Origin of the sequence: Shewanella saliphila, from assembly GCF_014648295.1 — a bacterium.
Lineage (GTDB): Bacteria > Pseudomonadota > Gammaproteobacteria > Enterobacterales > Shewanellaceae > Shewanella > Shewanella saliphila.
Genome location: NZ_BMQV01000001.1, coordinates 62,919 through 83,987 on the forward strand (window position 1 = coordinate 62,919; position 21,069 = coordinate 83,987).

Genomic DNA, 21,069 nt, shown 5'->3' on the forward strand with positions numbered 1-21,069 from the left:
ATAACGATAATTTACAAGACCCTAAACGACACTAGTGTTGTCTCATAGGGGATCATATCGCAACATTGTTCCACATCTGACTTCATCTGCTTAAGCATCAAATCATTAGTGATTAAATCATCGCTTGGTGATTCACCTGCTTTTATATCATCTGCTTGTATATCAAATTCGCGCTGTAAACGGCCTAAAAAGCTGTGGTGTTGTGCACTAGTATGCTTAATATCTTTATCGAGTTGAATGTCGATGTCCCACTCAGCAAATGCCATTTGAATTTCTTGTTCAAAATGATGTTGCATCAACACCCTATCGCCATCTGCGTTTGCTAAATTGTTAGCGTTAAACTCATGGGTTATCACCAGTTCAAACTGAGCAAATATGTGTAACACGTCATCATTGGCCATGAGGATCTCCTATCCATTTATCTGTTTAGCTTTGGTAATTTTAGCTCGCTGTACATTGATATTTTTGTTGCATGTGTTTTACCGATAACTCAGCGATTTTCGTTAATACACTCAGGTTTACATCAGATAGTTTATTGATATACAGACAAGATTTACCCAATTTGTGTTTGCCAAGCTTAGCAAGTAAATCATGATACTCATCAAACCCTGGCATAATATAAACGACTGTATTTTGTTTGCGCGGCGAAAAAGCGATAACCGCAGAGTCACCTTCTCGACCACTGTCATATTGATAATGGTAGTGGCCAAACCCAATAATACTGCCCATTAAATAGGGCTGATAACCCGATGCACTTTCAAGTAGTGATAACATGCTATGCGCATCTTGCTGGCGGTCTTTATTGTCTATCTTTGATATAAAGAGTTGAATATCATCCATTTTCAAAATCCTTTTACGTTTAATCAACTTAACTAGAATAATCTACATCTCGTTAATCATGTAACGATTTCCGATTTTTGATTTAGCGGCAAATATTTGAACCTGTATCACTATTCAACGGGTAGAAGACAATTCGCATAGCCAGCAAATGGCTGATTAGCTTGTAAACGCCAACAAAAAGGGTTGAACATGTTGTTCAACCCTTTTATGAGCTAACAAAGCATTTGGCTTTAAATTACCGCAAAAGCGCCCTGCCATTGGTAAGATTGACCATTAAACTCCACAGTATGCTGGCCTTCTAGGGCATCACCACTGAGGTTTGAAATCACGACGGTGTAACCATTACCGCTCGTGGTGTTGATGTTAATCACGGTAGCGCTGTCATTGTGGCCAACCACGTCAACCTTGCTGACTAAACCGCGTGCACCGACTGAAGCTTCAATCGATTCATTAAAGTATCCGTGAGTTTCTAACACAGAGGCAAACACATGATTTTGCCCAGATTGACGTAAAATAAACGCCGGTTCGCTGCGTAAGTTAAAGTCAGGATCGTTTGCCCCAGTGCGTGCAAATATCACTTTGCTGTCTGATGTCGCGCTCGACACTAAACTGTAATAGCTATTGCCATGTAGCCAACTGAGTAAGCTGCTACCGCTGACATGACCTGAGCCAACATTCCATAAATGTTGGTAACCGTTGTCGGCGCCCAGTGGTTTTAACCTTGACTCTGTTTGATAGTCAAAATCAGTCCGGATTATTTGCCCAGAATAATGCACAGGTAAATCGTATTGATGTGGTTGATCTGCCGTAATACGGTAAACATCAATCACTAATGGTTTTTCAAATTCAGCGAGCTCAGCAATAATAATGCTGCGCTGCATGTCGGTGCCATCGTAATAACCGGATATACGGCCGCTCATACCTTGTAAGCTTGAGTCATCAGCCTTGAAAAAGTGCTTTTGACCAAATTTAGATTCAGCTCGGGCGGTATCAAAGTTATTTTGGGTCTTTTGGTCAACAGTAACCGTATTGTGAGCCACGGTTTGCTTACAATACGACTTGTTTTCAGGAATGTAACGACCACCAAATTTGGGTTCAACGTTGACCCAACGGCCAAAGCCATAGTCGTGTAATACTTCCTGGCCACGGTTAAACACACTTAAATGCAGGCCGTCGTAATGGCCATGGTCGAGCGCAGAATGGTATTGATGATCGCTACCATGTTGACCAAACCAAATCAGTGCCATGGTATCGTCATTTTTTGCATCGCGATGACGCAAAATGCCCACGCCGCCTTTTTCACCTTCTGGGCCATCGGTTACAAACAAGCTGCCCCAACTAAAGGGTTTAATGTCTTTAGTATCATTAACCGCGTTAGACAAGGTTAATCCGGATATATGCACCCACACATCTTGTTGATGGTTTGCCATGCTAAGTAAGGTATCGTTTTGCTCATAACGGTGATAACACACGCTGGTGGCCATGATCACACCTTCATCATTAATACTGATGGTTTTAGATGAATCATTAAGCGCAGGCAATGTGCCATCAGGAAACGCAGTCGACATTACGGCATAAGAAGTGGTTTTAATCACTGAATCGTTAAATTGGTAAATGCCGATTTCAGGTTGGCGACGCTCAATGGCTTCGGCAAATAGATAAATTGGACGTAGCGAGAAACGGTGATAGTACGGACCTTCCATGTAATAACCGTCTGGTGAAAACAATTGATCTAGCTGCGCTAAAAATCCGCCACTGACTTTGTCTAATTTAAGGCCATACAGTGCTTTATCTACTGATGCTTGATCGTTTATCGCATAACCACAAATACCCACAGCAGCCACAGCCCATAGACCATGATTATGAATAATATCAAAGTCATGGGCATAGGTGACCACAAACATATCAATCATTTGTTTAAGCAGATTGTCTTCAATATGGCGTTTTTGTGATTCATCTAAGGTGTGATAAATACAGCTATACGCGCACGATGCATAAAGCATCCACATGTTTTCGTTTAACGTTTGATGAAACAACTTACCCGGTGGATTACTGTCACGACTGACATTGCTTTCCAATGTTGGGTAAACAGTGGCATAAGCCGTTAACATATCCACAATGTAATTGCGGTATTTATCTTCTTGGGTGATTAAAAATAATCGTCCAGCCAAATCCATATGTATGTAATTTTGCTTGTGGCGATTATGCTCATAACCCCCTCCTTCCCCGTGGCCTGGTACTTCAATACCAACCGATGTCATGTATTCGTCAGTCTGAGCGATGTCACGGGTTAACGCTTTACCTAATAGTGTCTTTGTATTGAGCGACTGTCTGAGCTGCGCGGCTTCATCAAAATTTAATAGTAAAGGTTGGTAACTCATGTTTATTTCTCCTGCTTAATGGCAGTAATATCGACAGCGTAAGGGCCAGTCCATTGATAGTTTATTTGATTAAAAGTCACACTGTGTTGACTTGTCGCTGTAGTTAATTGGTTGCAAACCATTAGGATAATAAGCGAATTAGCAGTAAATATTTGTACCACCGAAGCGACATCATCGTGACCTAATACCTTGATGGAAGTCACTTTACCGCGAGCATTTACCGACTGCTCAAACTCTTCATTAAAATAGCCGTGAGTTTCTAATACTGATGCTAACAAACTGGTTTTGCCGTGTGTTCGGTATATAAAAGCAGGTTCACTGCGCAAGTTAAAGCTTGGGTCATTAGCGCCTGTGCGTGTAAAGAATACCTCACTAGAGTCATTGCTGCTTGTGCCAAGCCAGGTGTAGTAAGTATTGTTCTGTAACCAGCTCACTAAAGCAGTATCACTGGTTTTACCGCTGGCGATATTCCACAAATGTTGGTAGCCATTGTCAGCGCCTAACGTCGACAATTCTTGATGGCTTTGATAATCAAAATTGGTGCGAATAATTTGCCCTTCATACTGATGCGAATAGTCATATTGATGCTCACCCTCACCCGCTAAACGGTATAAATCGATTAACAGTGGTGATTCAAGTTCATCTAACGCCAACATAAACACGCTACGCTGCATTGATAAACCATCATAATGTTGATTAGCAAAAGCACTCATGCCGCTGATCACATCACTGTCGGCACTAAAAAAGTGCGGCATGCCATGTACACTGTCTGCTCGGGCAACGTCGAAGTTGTTTTGGCACTTTTCATCAACGGTAACGGCATTATGGGCGATAGTTTGCCGTGCATAAGATTTATTTTCGTCAAGGTAACGACCGCCAAATTTAGGCTCTACATTAACCCAACGGGCAAAACCATATTCACGCAATACTTCCTGACCACGGTTGAAGAAACTGATCCCTAAAGTGTCAAAATTCCCATGACCCATACCGTGCTGGCCGTAATTCATCACCAGTTGTGACACATCGCCTTTTTTATCCTGCATGCGGATAAAACCTTGTGCGCCATGGGTTCCATCAGGACCTTCGTTTAACTCTACACTTGGCCAAAATGGCATACCAACACTGGCCTTTTGCTCTGCTTGTTCAAGTGCACGCGACAAGACTAATCCACATGAATGCATCCAAACTCGATCTTGAATTTTAGCCATGCCTAATAGGTTATCGTCAACGCCATAATGTTTGCTATACACACTGACCGCCACCTGTACGCCCATATCGGTAATCGACATGGTCCGTGACGCATCATTTAGTGCAGGAAATTCACCATTAGGATACGCTGTCGACAATAACGCGTTCACCGTATTACCAATCACTTTGTCTTTGTAGTTGTAAATATCGACTTCAGGCATATGACGATGCAATACTTCAGCAAATAAACAGGTTGGGCGGATGGCATAGCGATGATAATAAGGTCCTTCCATGTAATAACCAGATGGTGCAAACAATTGCGAAATTTGTGCAAGAAAACCACCACTGTCATTACGCTCGATGCCGTAAACTGCCATGTCTAAGTATTCACGTTTACCGATGGCTAAACCGCAAATGCCTACCGCAGCAACAGCCCAAATACCGTGATTATGGATACGGTCAAAGTCGTGGGCATATTTAACCGTAAACATATCTAACATTGGCTCGAAAATACGGTTTTTAATGCGCTCTTGCTGCGCGTCAGTCATCACCTCGGCCACACATGAATAAGCCAGACTGGTATAGAGTAACCAGCAATGTTCATTCAAAATTTGATGAAATAAACGTCCTGTGGGATTCGTGTTTTTTTGCACATGAAAATCGAAAGTTAAATATTTATCTGCGTACTCTTCTAATAAACAAATAACAAAATCAGCATAGTGCTGTTGGCGAGTAATTTGAAATAAGCGACCCGCTAAATTCATATAAGTGTAGTTTTGCTTATGACGATTATGCTCGTATCCACCAGCTTCACCGTGACCAGGGACATCTATAGTCAATGCCATAAAGTCTTCTAGGTCTTTGGTGTGTGCATTAATGGTTTTACCCATCAAGCTAGTTCGTCCCAACTCTTTAGCAAGCTCAGTGACTTCTACTTGCGTCAGTAAAATGGGGGAAGTTTTGGTCATAATCTTTGCCCTATATCTAGTCGTAATCTTTCTAATAACGCTCAAAAATCTGTATTACAATATTGTCATACAAATCGACGCATTAACAATGCTTTTTGATATATTTGTAGTCAAAAATGGCAATCATTTGAAAATAATTGTCTTTTCATAAAAATAAATAATACGGCAACGTATTGTTTAATAAGAAATAAAAAGCGTTATTACCGATATTCACAACATTGGTAAGATCTAATTGTATTACAATATGTATTTAATGTTTATTATTTGTATAATAATGACCATATCGAATGCTGTAGGAGAAAGCGCATGAACACATTTTTTAAAGCTGATGAACACCCATGGGAAGAGTTAGGCGATGGCATTAAACGTAAAATAGTCGGTTATACCGACGAGCTCATGGCCGTACATCTGAACTTTGATAAAGGCGCGATTGGTTATCCTCACTCACATGAAATCCATGATCAAATAGGCTATGTGATTAGCGGCAGTTTCGAAGCCGAAGTTGATGGCCAAAAACAAGTGCTTAAAGCCGGTGACGCCTACATTGCCCGCAAGCACCTTATGCATGGCGCAGTCGCATTAGAACAAGACAGTATCTTACTGGATATGTTCTCTCCTGCTCGTGAAGACTTTTTAAAGTAATACCAGAATAATTATAAGGTAACAGCATGAAACCATTGAAAATAGCAATTATTGGCGAATGTATGGTTGAGCTACAAAAAAAGATGAGCGGATTGAAGCAGTCGTTTGGCGGCGATACTCTAAACACGGCGTTATATCTATCTCGTTTAACTCATAACACCAACATCACCACAAGCTATGTTACTGCGCTAGGTCGTGACCCTTTCAGTGAGCAAATGTTAGCAGCATGGCAAGCAGAAGGGATTGATACGAGTTTGGTGTTGCAGTTAGACCACAAAATGCCTGGCTTGTATTACATCGAAACCGACAACACCGGTGAGCGCAGTTTTCATTATTGGCGTAACGACTCAGCCGCTAAATATTTGTTTAACCAACCTCAATCTGCCGCGCTTTGTGAGCACCTGCTCAGTTACGATTACCTGCTAATTACTGGTATTACCCTAGCAATATTAACCGAGTCAGGCAGAAGCACATTATTTTCATTACTCAGTGAGTTTAAGCGCCGTGGCGGTAAAGTGATTTTTGATAATAATTACCGCCCAAGATTATGGCCTAACCCACAGCAAACAATGGATGAATACGCCAAAGCATTGGCCTTAACAGATATTGCCATACTGACCTTTGACGATGAAATGCAATTGTACGGTGATACCGAGGTTCAACAATGCATTAGCCGTACACAAGCAGCAGGCGTAAAAGAACTGATTATTAAACGAGGTGCAGAAGATTGTATCGTGATTGATAACAATGACACTCATTATGTTGCCGCTACGTCAGTTTCAAACATTATTGACACCACCGCTGCTGGCGACTCTTTTAATGCTGGCTTTTTAGCGAAACGTTTACACGGCGGCACCGCGGCACAAGCCGCTGCTGCAGGCCATTGTATGGCCAGTACCGTAATTCAATATCCCGGCGCAATTATCCCTGCCGTCGCGATGCCAGATATTCAACTTTAATGACATTGGGAACGACATGAGCACAATGAACGAATTATTAGCTAAACATAAATTAATCCCGGTAATAGCCATAAACAAGACTGCCGATGCTGCGCCATTAGCACAAGTATTAATCGACAATGGTATGCCAAGTGCTGAAGTGACTTTTAGAACAGAATGTGCAGTCGATGCCATTAAAGCCATGCGTGAAGCATTTCCGAATATGTTTATTGGTGCCGGTACCATCTTAACTACCGAACAAGCCGATCAAGCAATTGACGCAGGGGTCGATTTTATCGTTAGCCCAGGGTTTAACCCTCGTGTTGTTCAGCATTGTCTTGATAAAGGTATGCCGATTATTCCTGGGGTGAATAATCCAAGTTTGGTTGAACAAGCCATGGAGATGGGATTAAAAACATTAAAGTTTTTTCCTGCTGAGCCCTCTGGTGGCGTTAACATGCTCAAAGCATTGACCGCCGTATATCCCGTAAAGTTTATGCCTACAGGTGGTGTTAACCCTGACAATATTGACACTTATCTCAATATACCTGCTGTACTTGCCTGTGGTGGTACCTGGATGGTTCCCACTTCATTGATAGATTCAGGACAATGGGATGAAATAGGCCGTTTAGTCAGTGTCGCAGTCGCAAATATTAATAAATAAAATACATTATATGACCCATAGAAGGTCATTTTTCGCGGTTAACATTGTTAACACAAACATAGAGTTATTATTATCGAGGCTAAATCATGACTATTGATATGCTTGTCGTACTTGCCTATTTTTTCTTCTTAATCGCCATTGGGTGGATGTTTAGAAAATTTACTACATCTACCAGTGATTACTTTAGAGGTGGCGGAAAAATGTTGTGGTGGATGGTTGGGGCCACTGCATTCATGACTCAATTCAGCGCATGGACATTTACTGGTGCTGCGGGTCGGGCTTTTTCTGACGGGTTTGTCGTTGTTGTGTTGTTTCTAGCCAATGCCTTTGGCTATTTAATGAATTACCTCTACTTCGCACCTAGGTTTAGACAACTTAGAGTGGTCACTGCTATTGAAGCGATCCGCCAACGTTTTGGTAAGACTTCTGAGCAGTTTTTCACCTGGGCGGGCATGCCTGACTCATTAATCTCTGCAGGTATTTGGCTTAATGGTTTAGCGATATTTGTGTCGGCTGTGTTTGATATCCCAATGGAAACCACCATCATAGTGACAGGTGCAGTACTGGTTATTATGTCAGTCACGGGTGGTTCTTGGGCGGTTGTCGCCTCTGATTTTATGCAAATGATTGTGATTATGGCCGTGACTATTACCTGTGCCATTGCAGCTTATTTTTATGGCGGCGGGATCGGCAATATCATCGACAAATTCCACGGTAACTTTATGTTGGGTAATGACTTAAATTACGTCAGCATATTTGTACTCTGGGTGGTGTTTATCTTCGTTAAGCAATTTGGCGTAATGAACAACAGCATTAATGCCTATCGTTATTTATGTGCCAAAGACAGTGAAAATGCCAAAAAGGCGGCTGCCCTCGCCTGCATTTTAATGGTTGTTGGCCCGTTGATTTGGTTCTTACCACCTTGGTATGTAAGCGCATTTATGCCTGACTTTGCCCTACAATATGCGTCAATGGGCGACAAAGCTGGCGATGCAGCCTATTTAGCCTTTGTGCAAGAAGTGATGCCAGCCGGTATGGTCGGCTTGTTAATGTCGGCCATGTTTGCTGCCACCATGTCGTCAATGGATTCAGGGCTAAACCGTAATGCAGGGATTTTTGTCTGTAACTTCTACTCACCGATATTACGCGAACATGCCTCACAAAAAGAGTTAGTCACCGTGAGTAAAATCACCACGGTTGTCATGGGCGTTATCATGATTTTGATTGGCTTGTTTATTAACTCTCTTAGCCACTTAAGCTTGTTCGATATTGTATTAAACGTAGGTGCATTAATCGGTTTCCCAATGTTAATTCCGGTATTACTGGGCATGTGGATCCGTAAAACACCAGACTGGTCTGGCTGGACAACCTTAATTGTGGGCGGTTTTGTGTCTTACTTCTTTGGTATTGCACTGACAGCTGGACAATTTGAAGCGATATTAGGTTTAGAAACGCCACTTACAGATCGTGAATGGTCTGACTTAAAGATTGGCTTGAGCTTAGCGGCGCACGTTATCTTTACCGGTGGTTTCTTCTTTATGACCATGCTGTTCTACAAAGGCTTAACCCCTGAACGTGAAAAAGAAGTCGACCAACTGTTTATTAACTGGAACACCCCAGTAATAGCAGACAGTGAAGATCAGCAAACCCTAGACACTAAACAGCGTTCAATGCTCGGTAATCTCATTACCGTTGCAGGTTTTGGTGTGTTGATTATGGCGTTAATTCCTAACGAACCAACAGGCCGTTTAATGTTCTTACTTTGCGGTTCGATCGTACTGATTGTAGGCGTATTACTGGTTTATGCTGCGCGCTCAGGCAATGGAAGCGTTAAAAAAGCTGTGGTACAAAACGCGTAATCGTTATCAGTTATAGCGTCCTAAAAAAGGCCTTATAGAAATATAAGGCCTTTACATTTGGATGACATAATTTTCAGAGGTTAACTAATATAAGTTTGACCCGCGTAAATAATGAAATGTCGTAGCGCTAACACACCGGTTAAGCTGCAACACGCAACGGTTAACATCATCGCTTTTGTATGACGAGCCTTTGATGGCAGGAACATTGATAGGATTGGAATACAAAAACCAATACCTACCACACCATACCAAAATACACTCGCCCAAATATCCTGTGTTAACGATGCTAATGCTTGTGCCGCTGCACCGCCGGTAAAATACAGTGAGGTAAATAACATCACCAAAAACATCATTTCAGTAATAATGACCGGTAAATCTAGGCCATGTAATTTACTCACATCATCGTCATGTGATGTGCTGTTAAAGCAGGTTAACGCCACAATTAAGTTACCTGCAGCACCAGCAGACAAACCCGATGCTAAAAACAAGGCTGGTAAAATAGCCGTATTTAACATTGGATACGCATTCATCGCTGAAATTAAGAAACCAGTATACGCGCCCACGCCCACTGCCAATACAAACAATAGAATTTCAATCATTGTTCTAAATGGCATTAGCATGTGACTTATTGGCACTAAAAAGCCTAATTTCCACTTAGGCAGCTCATCACGTAATACAATCATTGAATAGGCAATGCCTAAAGGTGAATAAGCCAGTAACGCAGCCACACCAATCGCCATAACAGAATCAAAATTGTAATTAATTAAAATCAACCAAAAATGAAAAGGTTTGGTTAAATCAAATACTAAACAGGCTAAACCTAGCGTTATCGCCACAGGCCCAATAATGGCCGAGGCTTTTAATATCGCACTTTCAATCTGTTTATCTTTGCTATACCAACGCATACCAATACCAATCAGTACGCTACCAGCCGATAACCCCGCCATAAATAAGTAAACCGCAATTATCCAGTTCCACACTACAGGATCGTATTGCGCCATATCGCCCCAGATATTGTTCATGATTGAATCCCTCCACGTTTAGTCGGAACACGGTAAACCCTAGGTTTGGTGCCTAAATGGGTTTTATCTTGATAGGTTATTTTGGTATTGAGTAACTTGGCCACGTCGCTGTTACTGTCGTTAGCATCGCCAAAATACAATGCATCGGTAGGACACACAGTCACACAAGCGGGTTGCTCACCTCTTGCTAAACGGGTGTCTTTACAGAAATTACACTTATCAGCCGCTTTGGTTATTGGGTTAATAAAGCGGACTTTATAAGGACATGCCGCCACACAATACATACAACCGATGCACTTATCGTTATGGATAGACACTAAGCCATTTTCATCTATGTAGGCTGCACCTGTTGGGCACACCGTGACACAGGGCGCATCTTCACATTGCTGACAAGACACTCGATGGTATTTAAAGTGTAAATCGGGTGCTTCACCAAAAGGCCCTTCTACTCGTACTTGTATGCGAGTTACCCCTTCAGGCACATCATTTTCACTACGGCAGGCTACATTGCACGCTTGGCAGCCGATGCATTTGTTTTCGTCATGCACCATGACATATCGTTTATTCATAGGAGACTCCAAATCAATTAATTACCGGCTAAATTTTTGCCAACTTAACGCCTGTTGTGTGTAAGTTCATGCCACAAATGGGCGCGACAACATTAGGTAACAGGTTGCCACAATGGATACCCTTACCCGTTGCACGCACCAGCTCTTTGTTTTTTGAACCAAAACCCATGTAGGCAAATACGGTGTCTTGACGAATACCCGGCGTGACTAGTGCTGTGCCCTCTTCGCTGCCGACACTGCTGGTTAATTGAATGGCATCACCACTGTGAATATTTAAACGACCTGCAGTTATGGGATGGATCCAAATAGCATTACTCGACATTAAGTTAGACAGTAATGGAATGTTGTGGGTAGCCCCGTTGGTATGGACCGCCACTTTACCTTGAATAAAGTACAGCTCGTCAGCTTGTTTAAGTTGCACAGGACGATGCTTAATTACACCTCTGCCCGGCGCCATGTCTTCAACTTGCGCTGAGGTAAGTTCGATTTTTCCGCTTGGGGTTTTAAACTTCATTGCGGTAGCAAAAGTGCCGTCATGATCCACGTGTCTTGCATTGGCATAGGTATTAACAAACTCTTTAACCATACTCGGTTCACGTAGCATTAACGGTTTACCATAACTGACGTAGCCTAGCTTTTTGATGTGCTTTAATAAACTATGGTCACGATTAACCTGCATCAGTTGTAAGGTTTCAATGTTTTCCCATGGGTAATATTGTTCTAAGCCTAATGCCTCCCCGATATCTTTAAAAATTTGCCAACTTGGACGTGAATCACCAATCGTTTCTACTGCACGTTGACGCACATAATAAGCCGGGTTTTTTCCTGATTTATCAAAAATTTCTTCATCACGTTCAAGGTAGGTAGACTCTGGCAAAATGATGTCGGCATAGGCGGCGGTTTCACTAATATACAAATCACAACAAACCACTAACTCAAGCGCCTTAAGAGATTGCTCCACTTTGGCTCGATCCGTCAGCGTCTGCATAGGATTGGTACGGCTCATTATCCATGCTTTTAATTGATAGGGTTTAGCGTCTAAAGAGGCGTCGATAATACTTTGATATATCCCACCTGAAGACCACATTAATTTAAATTGCTCGTCTACTTGATCAATGCGTTTAGCGGTAATTTCGGGCATATCTTTAACACCCGGTTTCGCTAATTCTGGTGCCACTTGCTCGCCAGCTAACTTGTTATAGCTTGACGCCTTCTTGCCCATGTAAATGCCACCTTTGCGCTCAATATTTCCTATTAAAATATTGGCGGCATAAATAGCACGGCGCATATCAAATTCTTCTGGGGTGAACGTCGCTCGATGACCAAAATCGACCACGGCATGAGGCGCATGACTTGCATACTCATGAGCGATACGGCGAATGGCAGAAGCTGAAACATCAGAAACTGACTCTGCCCACTCAGGGGTATATTGTTTCACCTCTGCAGCGAACTCATCAAAACCGACTACAAACTGTTCAATAAACAGCTTGTCATAGAGGTTGTCATTAATCAGTACATGACAAATAGCCAATGCGACAGACACATCAGTACCAGGGCGGATGGCATGCCATTCATCGGCTTTATCTGCAACAACAGAAAAGCGAGGCTCAAATACCACTAACTTAGCCCCTTTATCCATCTGTGCTTGCATCATGCCTCTGGTTTCAGACATGTTAATGCCTTCATAAATATTATGACCAAAGTTAATAATGTATTTAGAGTTACCTAAATCTCGCTTCATTTTGGTGCCGAACATGGCTTTTGCCGCGATTACATAAGCGCCAGGACAGGTTGATGCATGTGTAAATGTATTTGGTGTACCTAAGGCATTAGCTAGGTGGAATACATGGCCGTCTAAAGAGCCTGATTTAGATGAAAATGCGATTGATTCTGCGCCGTGTTGTTGTTTAATTGCTGTCAGTTTTTGGGCAATAAATTGATACGCTTCATCCCAACTAATTTCAGCCCATTTACCCTCACCGCGTTCTCCAACGCGTTTTAATGGCTTAACTAAACGCTGTGGGTCATAAAGCAAGCTGTGACCTGCACCACCGCGAGCACACACTTTGCCGCCAAATGATTTAGCTTCTTTATTGCCGCTAATAAACACATTTTTACCATCTACAATACGTGCCTTGATCGGGCAACGGGTGGAACACATTTCACAAATACTGGCCACTTCAGAAGACACCCCTTTTAGAGGTTGTTTTTCAATTGCAGCAAGTGAACCTGGTAAAATACTCGCAAGCGCACAAGTCGCACCACTGGCACCTGCACCTTGTAAAAAATGACGCCGATTTAACTGGATCATGATTGCCCCCTTCACCTTGGCGAAACATAACGCTATTACGGTTAACGTAGATTTAATGGCGTTTAATGAGTCAACATCACACTAAGCGCCATCCCTAAGCGCATTGTTAAACCTTATTGAAATCATGGGTATTGTGGTAAACCACAATGAGGGGAATCATTTGATAGACATCACGGTTTAAGTGCTCAAAACACAAAGTTAAATGAATTTAGGATCGCTAAGATAGGATTTTTCAGGAATGTTAACAGGGATATCGATTAATACCCGACAGCCCGATACTGTCGGCGCGTCAGGGTCTTCGGCACAAGTTGATAAGTCGAGGTCACCGCCAAATTGCATAATGACATCTTTGCAAATAGCAAGACCAAGGCCTAAGCCATTTTGTTTAGTTGTAAAAAACGTGGTTTTATAATCTTCATTGGCACAGCTCAAACCGATGCCATTGTCATAAATTTTTAACTGTAAATGACCATTTACCACCCTTAGGTCAATTAAAATTTGCTTAGCGCTTAGCTGTGCACTGCTTGTGTCAGTCAGTGCATCAATGGCATTTTTTAATATGTTGATTAAGACCTGACAAAAACCTACTTTATCGCCTTTTAACATCAGTTCACTGCAGTGGAGTTTGCTTGTCACTTCAATCTTATGCGTTTCAAACTCGTGAGCTAATAATTCTATGCACAATGATATTTGTTCACACACATCAAAATCAGTGCTTTGTGTGTCTTTTCGTTGCAGTAACGTTCTTATTCGATGGACAATTTCACCTGCTCGGTTTGATTGGCGTAATATTTTACCGAGTAATTTGTATTGCACAGAGTCTTCACCATAGTGTTTCGCCTGTTCAAGCATGCCACCTTCACTGTATTGGGTTATCGCAGCAATGGGCTGATTAAGCTCATGGGCTAAACCTGCTCCAATTTCACCTAAAATAGCCGCGCTTTGTAAGCGTTCTAACTGTAATGCTTTGGTTTTTAACTGACGCTCAGTAGCAAGTAAATTCTCACTTTTTTTCATAAAGCGGTATTCAAGCCACACATGATACATAGTTGCTAACATAAACAATCCGATGAAACCAAAACCCCATTTCTGATTTAATTTTATCCACTGCCAAATCTGTAAATACAAAGGCTCTTTTTCCAAGTGCAGATCTAATGCTTTATAGAGTTTCATCACTTGAAATTGGCTAATAGGTGCAGCCCAACCTCGGTTTTGACTGATAACAGAAATGGGATCCGATTCACTAATGGCAAACAAAGCTCGAGTAATGTTGGTTCTGACTTTTAACGGAACGTCGTCAGATGAGGCAAAAGACCAATTAGGGTATAACGGTGTACTGACTGCACAATCATAACCGTCTGGAGTGATATCATTGATGACTCGATAATTCTCAGCTTTGATATAACCTTGTTCGACCATTTGCTCAAAGGTACAAAATGGCGTAATCGCAATATCTGCCGTGTTATCGCGCACCTGATAAATTAACGGCTCTAAAGGAAACCCCAAAAAAGTGACTTTGTCGAAAAAGTTATCGGTAGGATAATTCATAGATTGAATCAACCCCATCGCGGCTTGATAACCACCAAGAGCATTAGGATCGCTGGCTACAGCAGTATGACCGGCTAAGTCTTCAATAGACTTTAATGGACTATCTTGCCTAACAATAATGGTGGCGCCAATGGCAAAGGTATTACCGCCATGTTTATCACTTTTCATAGTGGCGAGCCACGAAATGGGGAAATCACCGCTCATATTAAAATAATGACCAGGATTGGTGACCACAAATTGCACCTGGCCATTAATTAACTGTTGATTCATATTAGTAAAATCAAGCGGAACGACTTCAAAACTAGCAGAAGGCACTATTGCGGTAAGGTAATCCATCAGCGGTTGCCAACGCGCTATACTTTTGGCCACGCCATAATTAGCCAGCACCGCCACACGATAATGCACAACATCGTTGTCTTGTGCGGTGGTAGTCTGATTTAATGTCGGTTTTGCCACAACAGTCGATAACAGCGTCAATGAAGTTAACAAAATCAATAGTAATGGGATAACTAGACGCATTTATGTCTCATCACTCTTAACAGGGCATACGAAGCAGTTAACTGTATTTTAAAGCACTATTTAAGCCAATAAAGTTGCATGTCGCACAAAACCCAAGTAACTATTTGCTCAATAAAAACTAACCATTAAACTATAAAAAACAAAATTAAGTGACTGATATGCCGAATATTCAACGTGTTTATATGGTTGACGACGACTTGGCCATCCTCGATTCAATGCAATTTATGTTGTTGCAGTATGGCTATGATTTGAACATTTTTGATAGTGCTGAAGACTTTTTAGACAAAATAGACATATCACTTGCGGCTTGTTTAATTGTCGACAGCAATATGCCTGATATTACTGGGCAGCAATTGCAGCAAAAACTGGTTACAGCCCAAAGCCCCATTGGCATAATATTTCTCACAGGTCATGGCGATCTGCCCATGGCCGTAAATGCCTTTAGGCAAGGTGCATGTGACTTTTTTCAAAAACCGGTCAAAGGTACCGAGCTGGTTAAAGCAATAGACAAAGCACTGACAACCAGCGCTTACGAATTTGAATCTATTCAATTAAAAAAACGTTATAACACGCTCACAGAAAGAGAGAATCAAGTTTTACATTTATTGATAGAGGGTAAAACCAACAAACAGATGGCAGATACCCTTTTTGTTTCATTACGCACTATAGAAGTTCATCGAGCTAACATTATTAAAAAATTGCAAGTACATAACGCTGCTGAACTGGCTAAATTTAGTCCTTTACTCGCACAATAATAACGCCGCACATTATCGCGGCTCTTTATACTTGTCTTTAAAATCTGATGCACCAAAAGCTTGTCTTTATGGGTATCAATAAGCCAAAAACCTCGCCCAAAATCCTGCATTTAAGCTTGTATTCATAAAGTTTTGCTTATATTTACTCACAATTTCAACATTGACAATTTTTGTCAGTCTTAGATTATGGTAATGCAAACAACCATTGGATTATAAAAAAGGAAAAACGATTACAATGAAAAAGTCCTTAATCTCTATCGCGTTAACCAGCGCATTATTAACGGCGTGTGCCAACGACAAACCCAATACCACAGCAGAAGTGACTGCCCCCATTGCGTCGCCAGCCTCAGATAAAGCAGAATTAGGTAGTTTTGGTGTCGACTTAACTGCACGTAATGAAGCGGTTAAACCTGGTGATGACTTCTTTATGTATTCAAGTGGTAATTGGTACGACAATTTTGAAATGCCTGCAGACAAAACACGCTATGGCGCATTTACCGCGTTAGCTGAGCGCAGCGAAGAACAAGTTAAAGCCATTATTGATGATATTGCCAGCCGTAAAAATTTATCTGCTGATGAACAGCTAATTGCTGATTTTTATCATGCCTACATGGACACCGACACCATCAACAAACAAGGCATCAGTGCGATTCAACCGACACTCGATCAAATCTCAGCCATCAACAATACCGATGAGTTAACTGGCGTATTTGGCCAAGCATGGCTCACGGGTGCATCATCACCTATCGGTGGTGGCATGTGGTTTAACCGTATTGACCCTGATCAATATGAATTAACCATTGGCGCTGGTGGACTAGGCTTACCAGACCGTTCATATTATTTAGAAGACACCGAGCGCTTTATTTCGATCCGCGAAGCTTATGTCGATCACATTGCGAAAATGCTGCAATTTGCCGGCATACAAGATGGTGAGCAACGCGCTAAAGCGATTTTAGCCTTAGAAACTCAAATTGCTGAAGGTCAGTGGCCAAGAGAAAAACGTCGTAATCGTGACTTAACTTTAAACCAAATTAGCCGCGGCGATTTAGCTAAAACCTACCCTGGGTTTAACTGGGATATCTTCTTTGAGCAAATGGGCTACAAAGTTCCACAACTTAACATTGCTCAACCAGAACCGGTTAAAGCAATGATCAACCTGGTTAATACCGGCTCGCTTGATGTATGGAAAGATTACCTCACCTTCCACACCATCACTAATAACGCAGAATTGTTGTCTGAAGACATCTTTAACACCAGCTTTGCGTTTTTTGGTAAAACCTTAAACGGCCAAGAAGAGCCTCGCCCTCGTTGGAAACGTGCTGTTGAGCAAATGTCAGGCACTCAATCACTGGGCTTTGCGATTGGTAAAGTATACGTTAAGCGTTATTTCCCTGAGTCATCTAAGCATCAAATGGCTGAGTTAGTTGAAAACCTTCGTACCGCATTAGGCCAACGTATTGATGGTTTAGATTGGATGGGCGAAGAAACTAAAGTGAATGCTCACGCTAAACTTGCTGCTTTTACCCCTAAAATTGGTTACCCAGATGTATGGCAAGAATACGATGGCTTAAACCTTAAAAAGGATGATTTGCAAGGCAATATCAAGCAACTTCGTCAATTCTTCCGCAATGACAGTATTGCCAAAGAACTTGAAAAAACCGATCGCAACCGTTGGGGTATGACACCACAGTACGTTAATGCGTATTACAACAGCTCATTTAATGAAATTGTCTTTCCAGCTGCCATTTTACAACCACCATTTTTTGATCCAAATGCCGACCCAGCAGTCAACTACGGCAGCATTGGCGCGGTAATTGGCCATGAAATGGGCCATGGTTTTGATGACCAAGGTTCTAAGTCCGATGCCAATGGTATTCAGCGTAACTGGTGGACCGATGCAGACCGAGCCGCGTTTGAAGCGAAAGCCGATATGCTTGCCCAACAATACAGTCAGTACGAACCCATCCCAGAAAACTTTGTTAATGGCCGTAACAGCCTAGGCGAAAATATTGGCGATGTGGGTGGTTTATCAATGGCTTACCACGCTTACAAGTTAAGCCTTAATGGCAAAGAAGCCCCCGTTATTGACGGCACCACTGGCGATCAACGTTTCTTTTTAGCATGGGCACAGGTATGGAAAGAAAAACGCACTGAGCAAAGTATGCTAAGCCAGCTACGCGCAGGTACTCATGCTCCTGGTCGTTACCGTGCACTTGCACCACGTAATCACGATGCCTGGTACAAAGCGTTTGATGTCAAACCGGGTGACAAGCTGTATTTACCAGAAGAGGAACGCGTTCGTATCTGGTAGTCACTTATCTAAATAGATATTTGCGTTAATACTCGAAAAAGCCAATCAGATAATGATTGGTTTTTTTTTGCATTTAGAGCGGTAAGGTTTTGCACAGTGATATCTAAAAATGTGTAGATGTCGCCGATATTAAAGCGCGATGCAGCGATTAAATGTCCACTAATACCTGTAGAATTGTATAATCGCGACGAAATCACACGATTGAAATTTTATCATAGCCAGGGTGAGAAGATTTCGTTTTGAGTGAGAAGATATTATGTTTGAATATGCCGAGTAGATATTGAGTAGTACGGAATCCATTATGACAGCACTGACGATTTTAGACGGCGGTATGGGGCGTGAGCTCAAACGTATCGGCGCACCTTTTTCTCAACCTCTGTGGAGTGCGCAAGCACTGATTGAGTCGCCACAATTTGTAGCGCAAGCTCATCAACACTTTATCGAAGCCGGAGCGCAGATTATTACGGTCAATAGTTATGCCTGCGTACCTTTTCATTTAGGTGAAGAATTGTATGAAAAACAAGGTGCAATGCTTGCTGGAAAAGCGGCAGATATTGCGCGTGAGGTTGTCACTCAGTCTCAACAACAGGTGCTTGTTGCTGGCTCAATTCCCCCCGCCTTAGGCTCCTATCGTCCCGACTTATTTGAGGCAGAGCGAGCATACGAGATTTGTTCTACCTTGTTTAATGCTCAGGATAAGCAGGTCGATATCTGGCTTGCTGAGACAATTGCCAGTATTGCTGAAGCACAAGTGATAGCTAAGGTGCTAGCCAATACCGATAAGCCCTGTTATTTCGCTTATACTCTGATTGATGAAGTTGACCAGCCGATTCGGCTACGTTCTGGGGAGTTGCTCACCGATGCGGTTGCGGCATTGTTGGCAACGAATGCAACAGGGATCTTGTTTAACTGTTCGATCCCAGAGGTTATCGAGCAAGCCATTAAGGATGTGGTACAGGTATTAGCGCATCATAATAAAACGCTTGCTATTGGTGTCTTTGCAAATAGTTTTACCCCAATCAAATCGGGGCATCAAGCCAATGGCACCTTTCAAACGTTACGTCATGTTTCTGAAGACGAATACCTTAAGTTTGCCAAGTGCTGGCATCAATTAGGAGCAACCATTATTGGTGGCTGTTGTGGTATTTACCCGAGTCACATTAACGCGCTGGCCACATGGCGAGATAGCCTATTATAAAGAATCTCACCTGAACCTTTATAAGGAGTATACCGCCACTTGCAGAGTAGCATGCAGGGGTTAGTGTGGCTGGAGGCTTATACCGCTAATACCTCCAGCTACCCTATATTTAATCCACTTTAGTTGCTTCAATCACGATTGAACTACAATCCCCAGTAACATAGGGGCCAAGAACAAACTTTAGCGACGAAAAATGATATTCTAAATCACAATATTGGTATATCGATTCTATTGGTGAATCTTTGGTATTAAACCGTGCAACAATAAGGTTTTTACTTTGCTGAAGGATTAAAGCTGAATGTGATGATATCGCATTTTTAACATCTTCTTGTAGCGCCCCGACTTGTGATTTTGGCGCGTTAACGAAAGTGGCAATTAGCGCATCCTTTACCTTCAAAGGGTTTTCGTGTTCAACTTTCATCACTTCTTTTAGTTCGGGTTTGTCGGTAGATGAACATGCACTGATTAGCAATATTAATAACGCCCCTAAGCCAATTTCAATTTTTTTCACCAAACACTCCTTACAATAAAATGATTAAAAACAGTAGCGACTTTATGCGTTCAACTGTTTGTGTTGCACACATTGCCACCTATTTTTTAAATATGATTATACGTTTGTTTCACAACGACATGAGCTTCTATAGGGGCTGTTGATCTTTGCTGGTTGAATTTTATTCGAGTTAAAAACGTTTTAATCGAGGCGAATGGATTGATGCCTAGTCATCTAAGCAAAATCCTTTCAACAAAGAGTAAAACGTTTTTAGCCGAACCCTTCGGGCAGCGTATTTTGAGCCATTTTTTACTGCGTTATCGACTATTTATGTAGAATAACTGAACCTCGAAGTCTCTGCCGCGTAGTTGTAGATGTGAGTAATGGTCAATAATTCGCTGCAAAAACAACCTTGAAAGATCAACAGCCCCTAGCACCCGTACCTAAGGCAATTTCCCTGAGTACACGATCTTCAATGTCTGATAAACCACCTTCAAGGAACTCATGTGGTTGAATGGTTATTTTGGGGGCACGTTTGAAAAAACTGATTGCACCAAATTCTTTAAGTGCATTTTTAAGGAAACTTTCTGCAACAAAGAATTTACCGATAAGCAGTCTCGTTGTTGTGAATGGTTCTTTAGCGTAAAAAGTCATACTGCGCCCTTCAAAACTTAACACCATCTTATTAGAATACACATCGACTTTGATTTCCATATCACCTTCCTACTTAGCTTACGCTTTTATCGGACTCTCCCGATGAGATCGGCCCCGAGATTTTTTGACCACTAAAAGATAAAAATTCAATACGAGTTTTATAAAACACCGCTGAGCAGTTTACACATTAGGCAATGCACTGCATAACTTTT

At 41.9% G+C, this 21,069-nt stretch carries 17 protein-coding genes; 7 read left to right on the forward strand and 10 right to left on the reverse strand.

The genetic code is table 11. The features are described from left to right. Window positions 1-11: 11 nt before the first annotated feature. From IEY48_RS00255 to IEY48_RS00270, 4 genes are all read right to left on the reverse strand, one after another. Window positions 12-401 (reverse strand): hypothetical protein, encoded by a 390-nt coding sequence (locus tag IEY48_RS00255; RefSeq protein WP_188916337.1) that lies wholly within the window; start codon window positions 399-401, stop codon window positions 12-14. A 40-nt stretch (window positions 402-441) separates the two neighbouring features. Further along, the gene (locus IEY48_RS00260) at window positions 442-840 is read right to left on the reverse strand and encodes a DUF1801 domain-containing protein (protein WP_188916338.1); all 399 of its coding nucleotides are present in this window, start codon (window positions 838-840) and stop codon (window positions 442-444) included. A gap of 230 nt (window positions 841-1,070) precedes the next feature. After that, entirely contained in the window at window positions 1,071-3,221 is a 2,151-nt protein-coding gene (locus IEY48_RS00265) for a heparinase II/III domain-containing protein (protein WP_188916339.1), read from the reverse strand. Between the two features lie 2 nt (window positions 3,222-3,223). Then, the gene (locus IEY48_RS00270) at window positions 3,224-5,377 is read right to left on the reverse strand and encodes a heparinase II/III domain-containing protein (RefSeq protein ID WP_188916340.1); all 2,154 of its coding nucleotides are present in this window, start codon (window positions 5,375-5,377) and stop codon (window positions 3,224-3,226) included. A 306-nt stretch (window positions 5,378-5,683) separates the two neighbouring features. Here IEY48_RS00270 and IEY48_RS00275 point away from each other — a divergent pair, with 306 nt between their 5' ends. The 4 genes from IEY48_RS00275 to IEY48_RS00290 all read left to right on the forward strand — a co-directional run bounded on the left by IEY48_RS00275 (window position 5,684) and on the right by IEY48_RS00290 (window position 9,480). Further along, window positions 5,684-6,019: a cupin domain-containing protein gene (locus IEY48_RS00275; protein WP_188916341.1), complete on the forward strand. Its 336-nt coding sequence runs from the start codon at window positions 5,684-5,686 to the stop codon at window positions 6,017-6,019. 26 nt (window positions 6,020-6,045) lie between these two features. Next, the gene (kdgK, locus tag IEY48_RS00280; RefSeq protein ID WP_188916342.1) at window positions 6,046-6,978 is read left to right on the forward strand and encodes a 2-dehydro-3-deoxygluconokinase; all 933 of its coding nucleotides are present in this window, start codon (window positions 6,046-6,048) and stop codon (window positions 6,976-6,978) included. Window positions 6,979-6,994: 16 nt separating this feature from the next. Then, on the forward strand, window positions 6,995-7,621 hold the full coding sequence (locus IEY48_RS00285; protein ID WP_188916343.1) for a bifunctional 4-hydroxy-2-oxoglutarate aldolase/2-dehydro-3-deoxy-phosphogluconate aldolase: 627 nt from the start codon (window positions 6,995-6,997) through the stop codon (window positions 7,619-7,621). An 86-nt stretch (window positions 7,622-7,707) separates the two neighbouring features. Further along, a complete protein-coding gene (locus IEY48_RS00290) occupies window positions 7,708-9,480 on the forward strand; it encodes a sodium:solute symporter family protein (RefSeq protein ID WP_188916344.1) in 1,773 nt (590 codons plus the stop codon). Between the two features lie 80 nt (window positions 9,481-9,560). Here IEY48_RS00290 and nrfD read toward each other — a convergent pair whose 3' ends face one another. From nrfD to IEY48_RS00310, 4 genes are all read right to left on the reverse strand, one after another. Further along, entirely contained in the window at window positions 9,561-10,502 is a 942-nt protein-coding gene (gene nrfD, locus IEY48_RS00295) for an NrfD/PsrC family molybdoenzyme membrane anchor subunit (protein ID WP_188916345.1), read from the reverse strand. Continuing rightward, the gene (locus IEY48_RS00300) at window positions 10,499-11,071 is read right to left on the reverse strand and encodes a 4Fe-4S dicluster domain-containing protein (RefSeq protein ID WP_188916346.1); all 573 of its coding nucleotides are present in this window, start codon (window positions 11,069-11,071) and stop codon (window positions 10,499-10,501) included. Before IEY48_RS00300 ends, nrfD begins: the two co-directional genes overlap by 4 nt. A gap of 28 nt (window positions 11,072-11,099) precedes the next feature. After that, window positions 11,100-13,382 (reverse strand): thiosulfate reductase PhsA, encoded by a 2,283-nt coding sequence (gene phsA / locus IEY48_RS00305; RefSeq protein ID WP_188916347.1) that lies wholly within the window; start codon window positions 13,380-13,382, stop codon window positions 11,100-11,102. 198 nt (window positions 13,383-13,580) lie between these two features. Next, entirely contained in the window at window positions 13,581-15,449 is a 1,869-nt protein-coding gene (locus tag IEY48_RS00310; RefSeq protein WP_188916348.1) for a sensor histidine kinase, read from the reverse strand. A gap of 158 nt (window positions 15,450-15,607) precedes the next feature. Here IEY48_RS00310 and IEY48_RS00315 point away from each other — a divergent pair, with 158 nt between their 5' ends. The 3 genes from IEY48_RS00315 (at window position 15,608) to IEY48_RS00325 (ending at window position 19,713) form a co-directional block, all read left to right on the forward strand. Next, window positions 15,608-16,204 carry a response regulator transcription factor gene (locus IEY48_RS00315; protein ID WP_188916349.1) on the forward strand — a complete coding sequence of 199 codons (597 nt, stop codon included), beginning with the start codon at window positions 15,608-15,610 and terminating at the stop codon, window positions 16,202-16,204. 235 nt (window positions 16,205-16,439) lie between these two features. Continuing rightward, entirely contained in the window at window positions 16,440-18,515 is a 2,076-nt protein-coding gene (locus tag IEY48_RS00320; RefSeq protein WP_188916350.1) for a M13 family metallopeptidase, read from the forward strand. 301 nt (window positions 18,516-18,816) lie between these two features. Beyond that, complete coding sequence (locus IEY48_RS00325; protein WP_188916351.1) at window positions 18,817-19,713, forward strand: homocysteine S-methyltransferase family protein; 897 nt, start codon at window positions 18,817-18,819, stop codon at window positions 19,711-19,713. A gap of 109 nt (window positions 19,714-19,822) precedes the next feature. Here the strand turns inward: IEY48_RS00325 and IEY48_RS00330 are convergent, their stop codons facing one another. Both IEY48_RS00330 and IEY48_RS00335 read right to left on the reverse strand, forming a co-directional pair. Continuing rightward, window positions 19,823-20,224: a hypothetical protein gene (locus IEY48_RS00330; protein ID WP_188916352.1), complete on the reverse strand. Its 402-nt coding sequence runs from the start codon at window positions 20,222-20,224 to the stop codon at window positions 19,823-19,825. 399 nt (window positions 20,225-20,623) lie between these two features. Further along, window positions 20,624-20,917 (reverse strand): hypothetical protein, encoded by a 294-nt coding sequence (locus tag IEY48_RS00335; protein ID WP_188916353.1) that lies wholly within the window; start codon window positions 20,915-20,917, stop codon window positions 20,624-20,626. Window positions 20,918-21,069 lie beyond the last annotated feature (152 nt).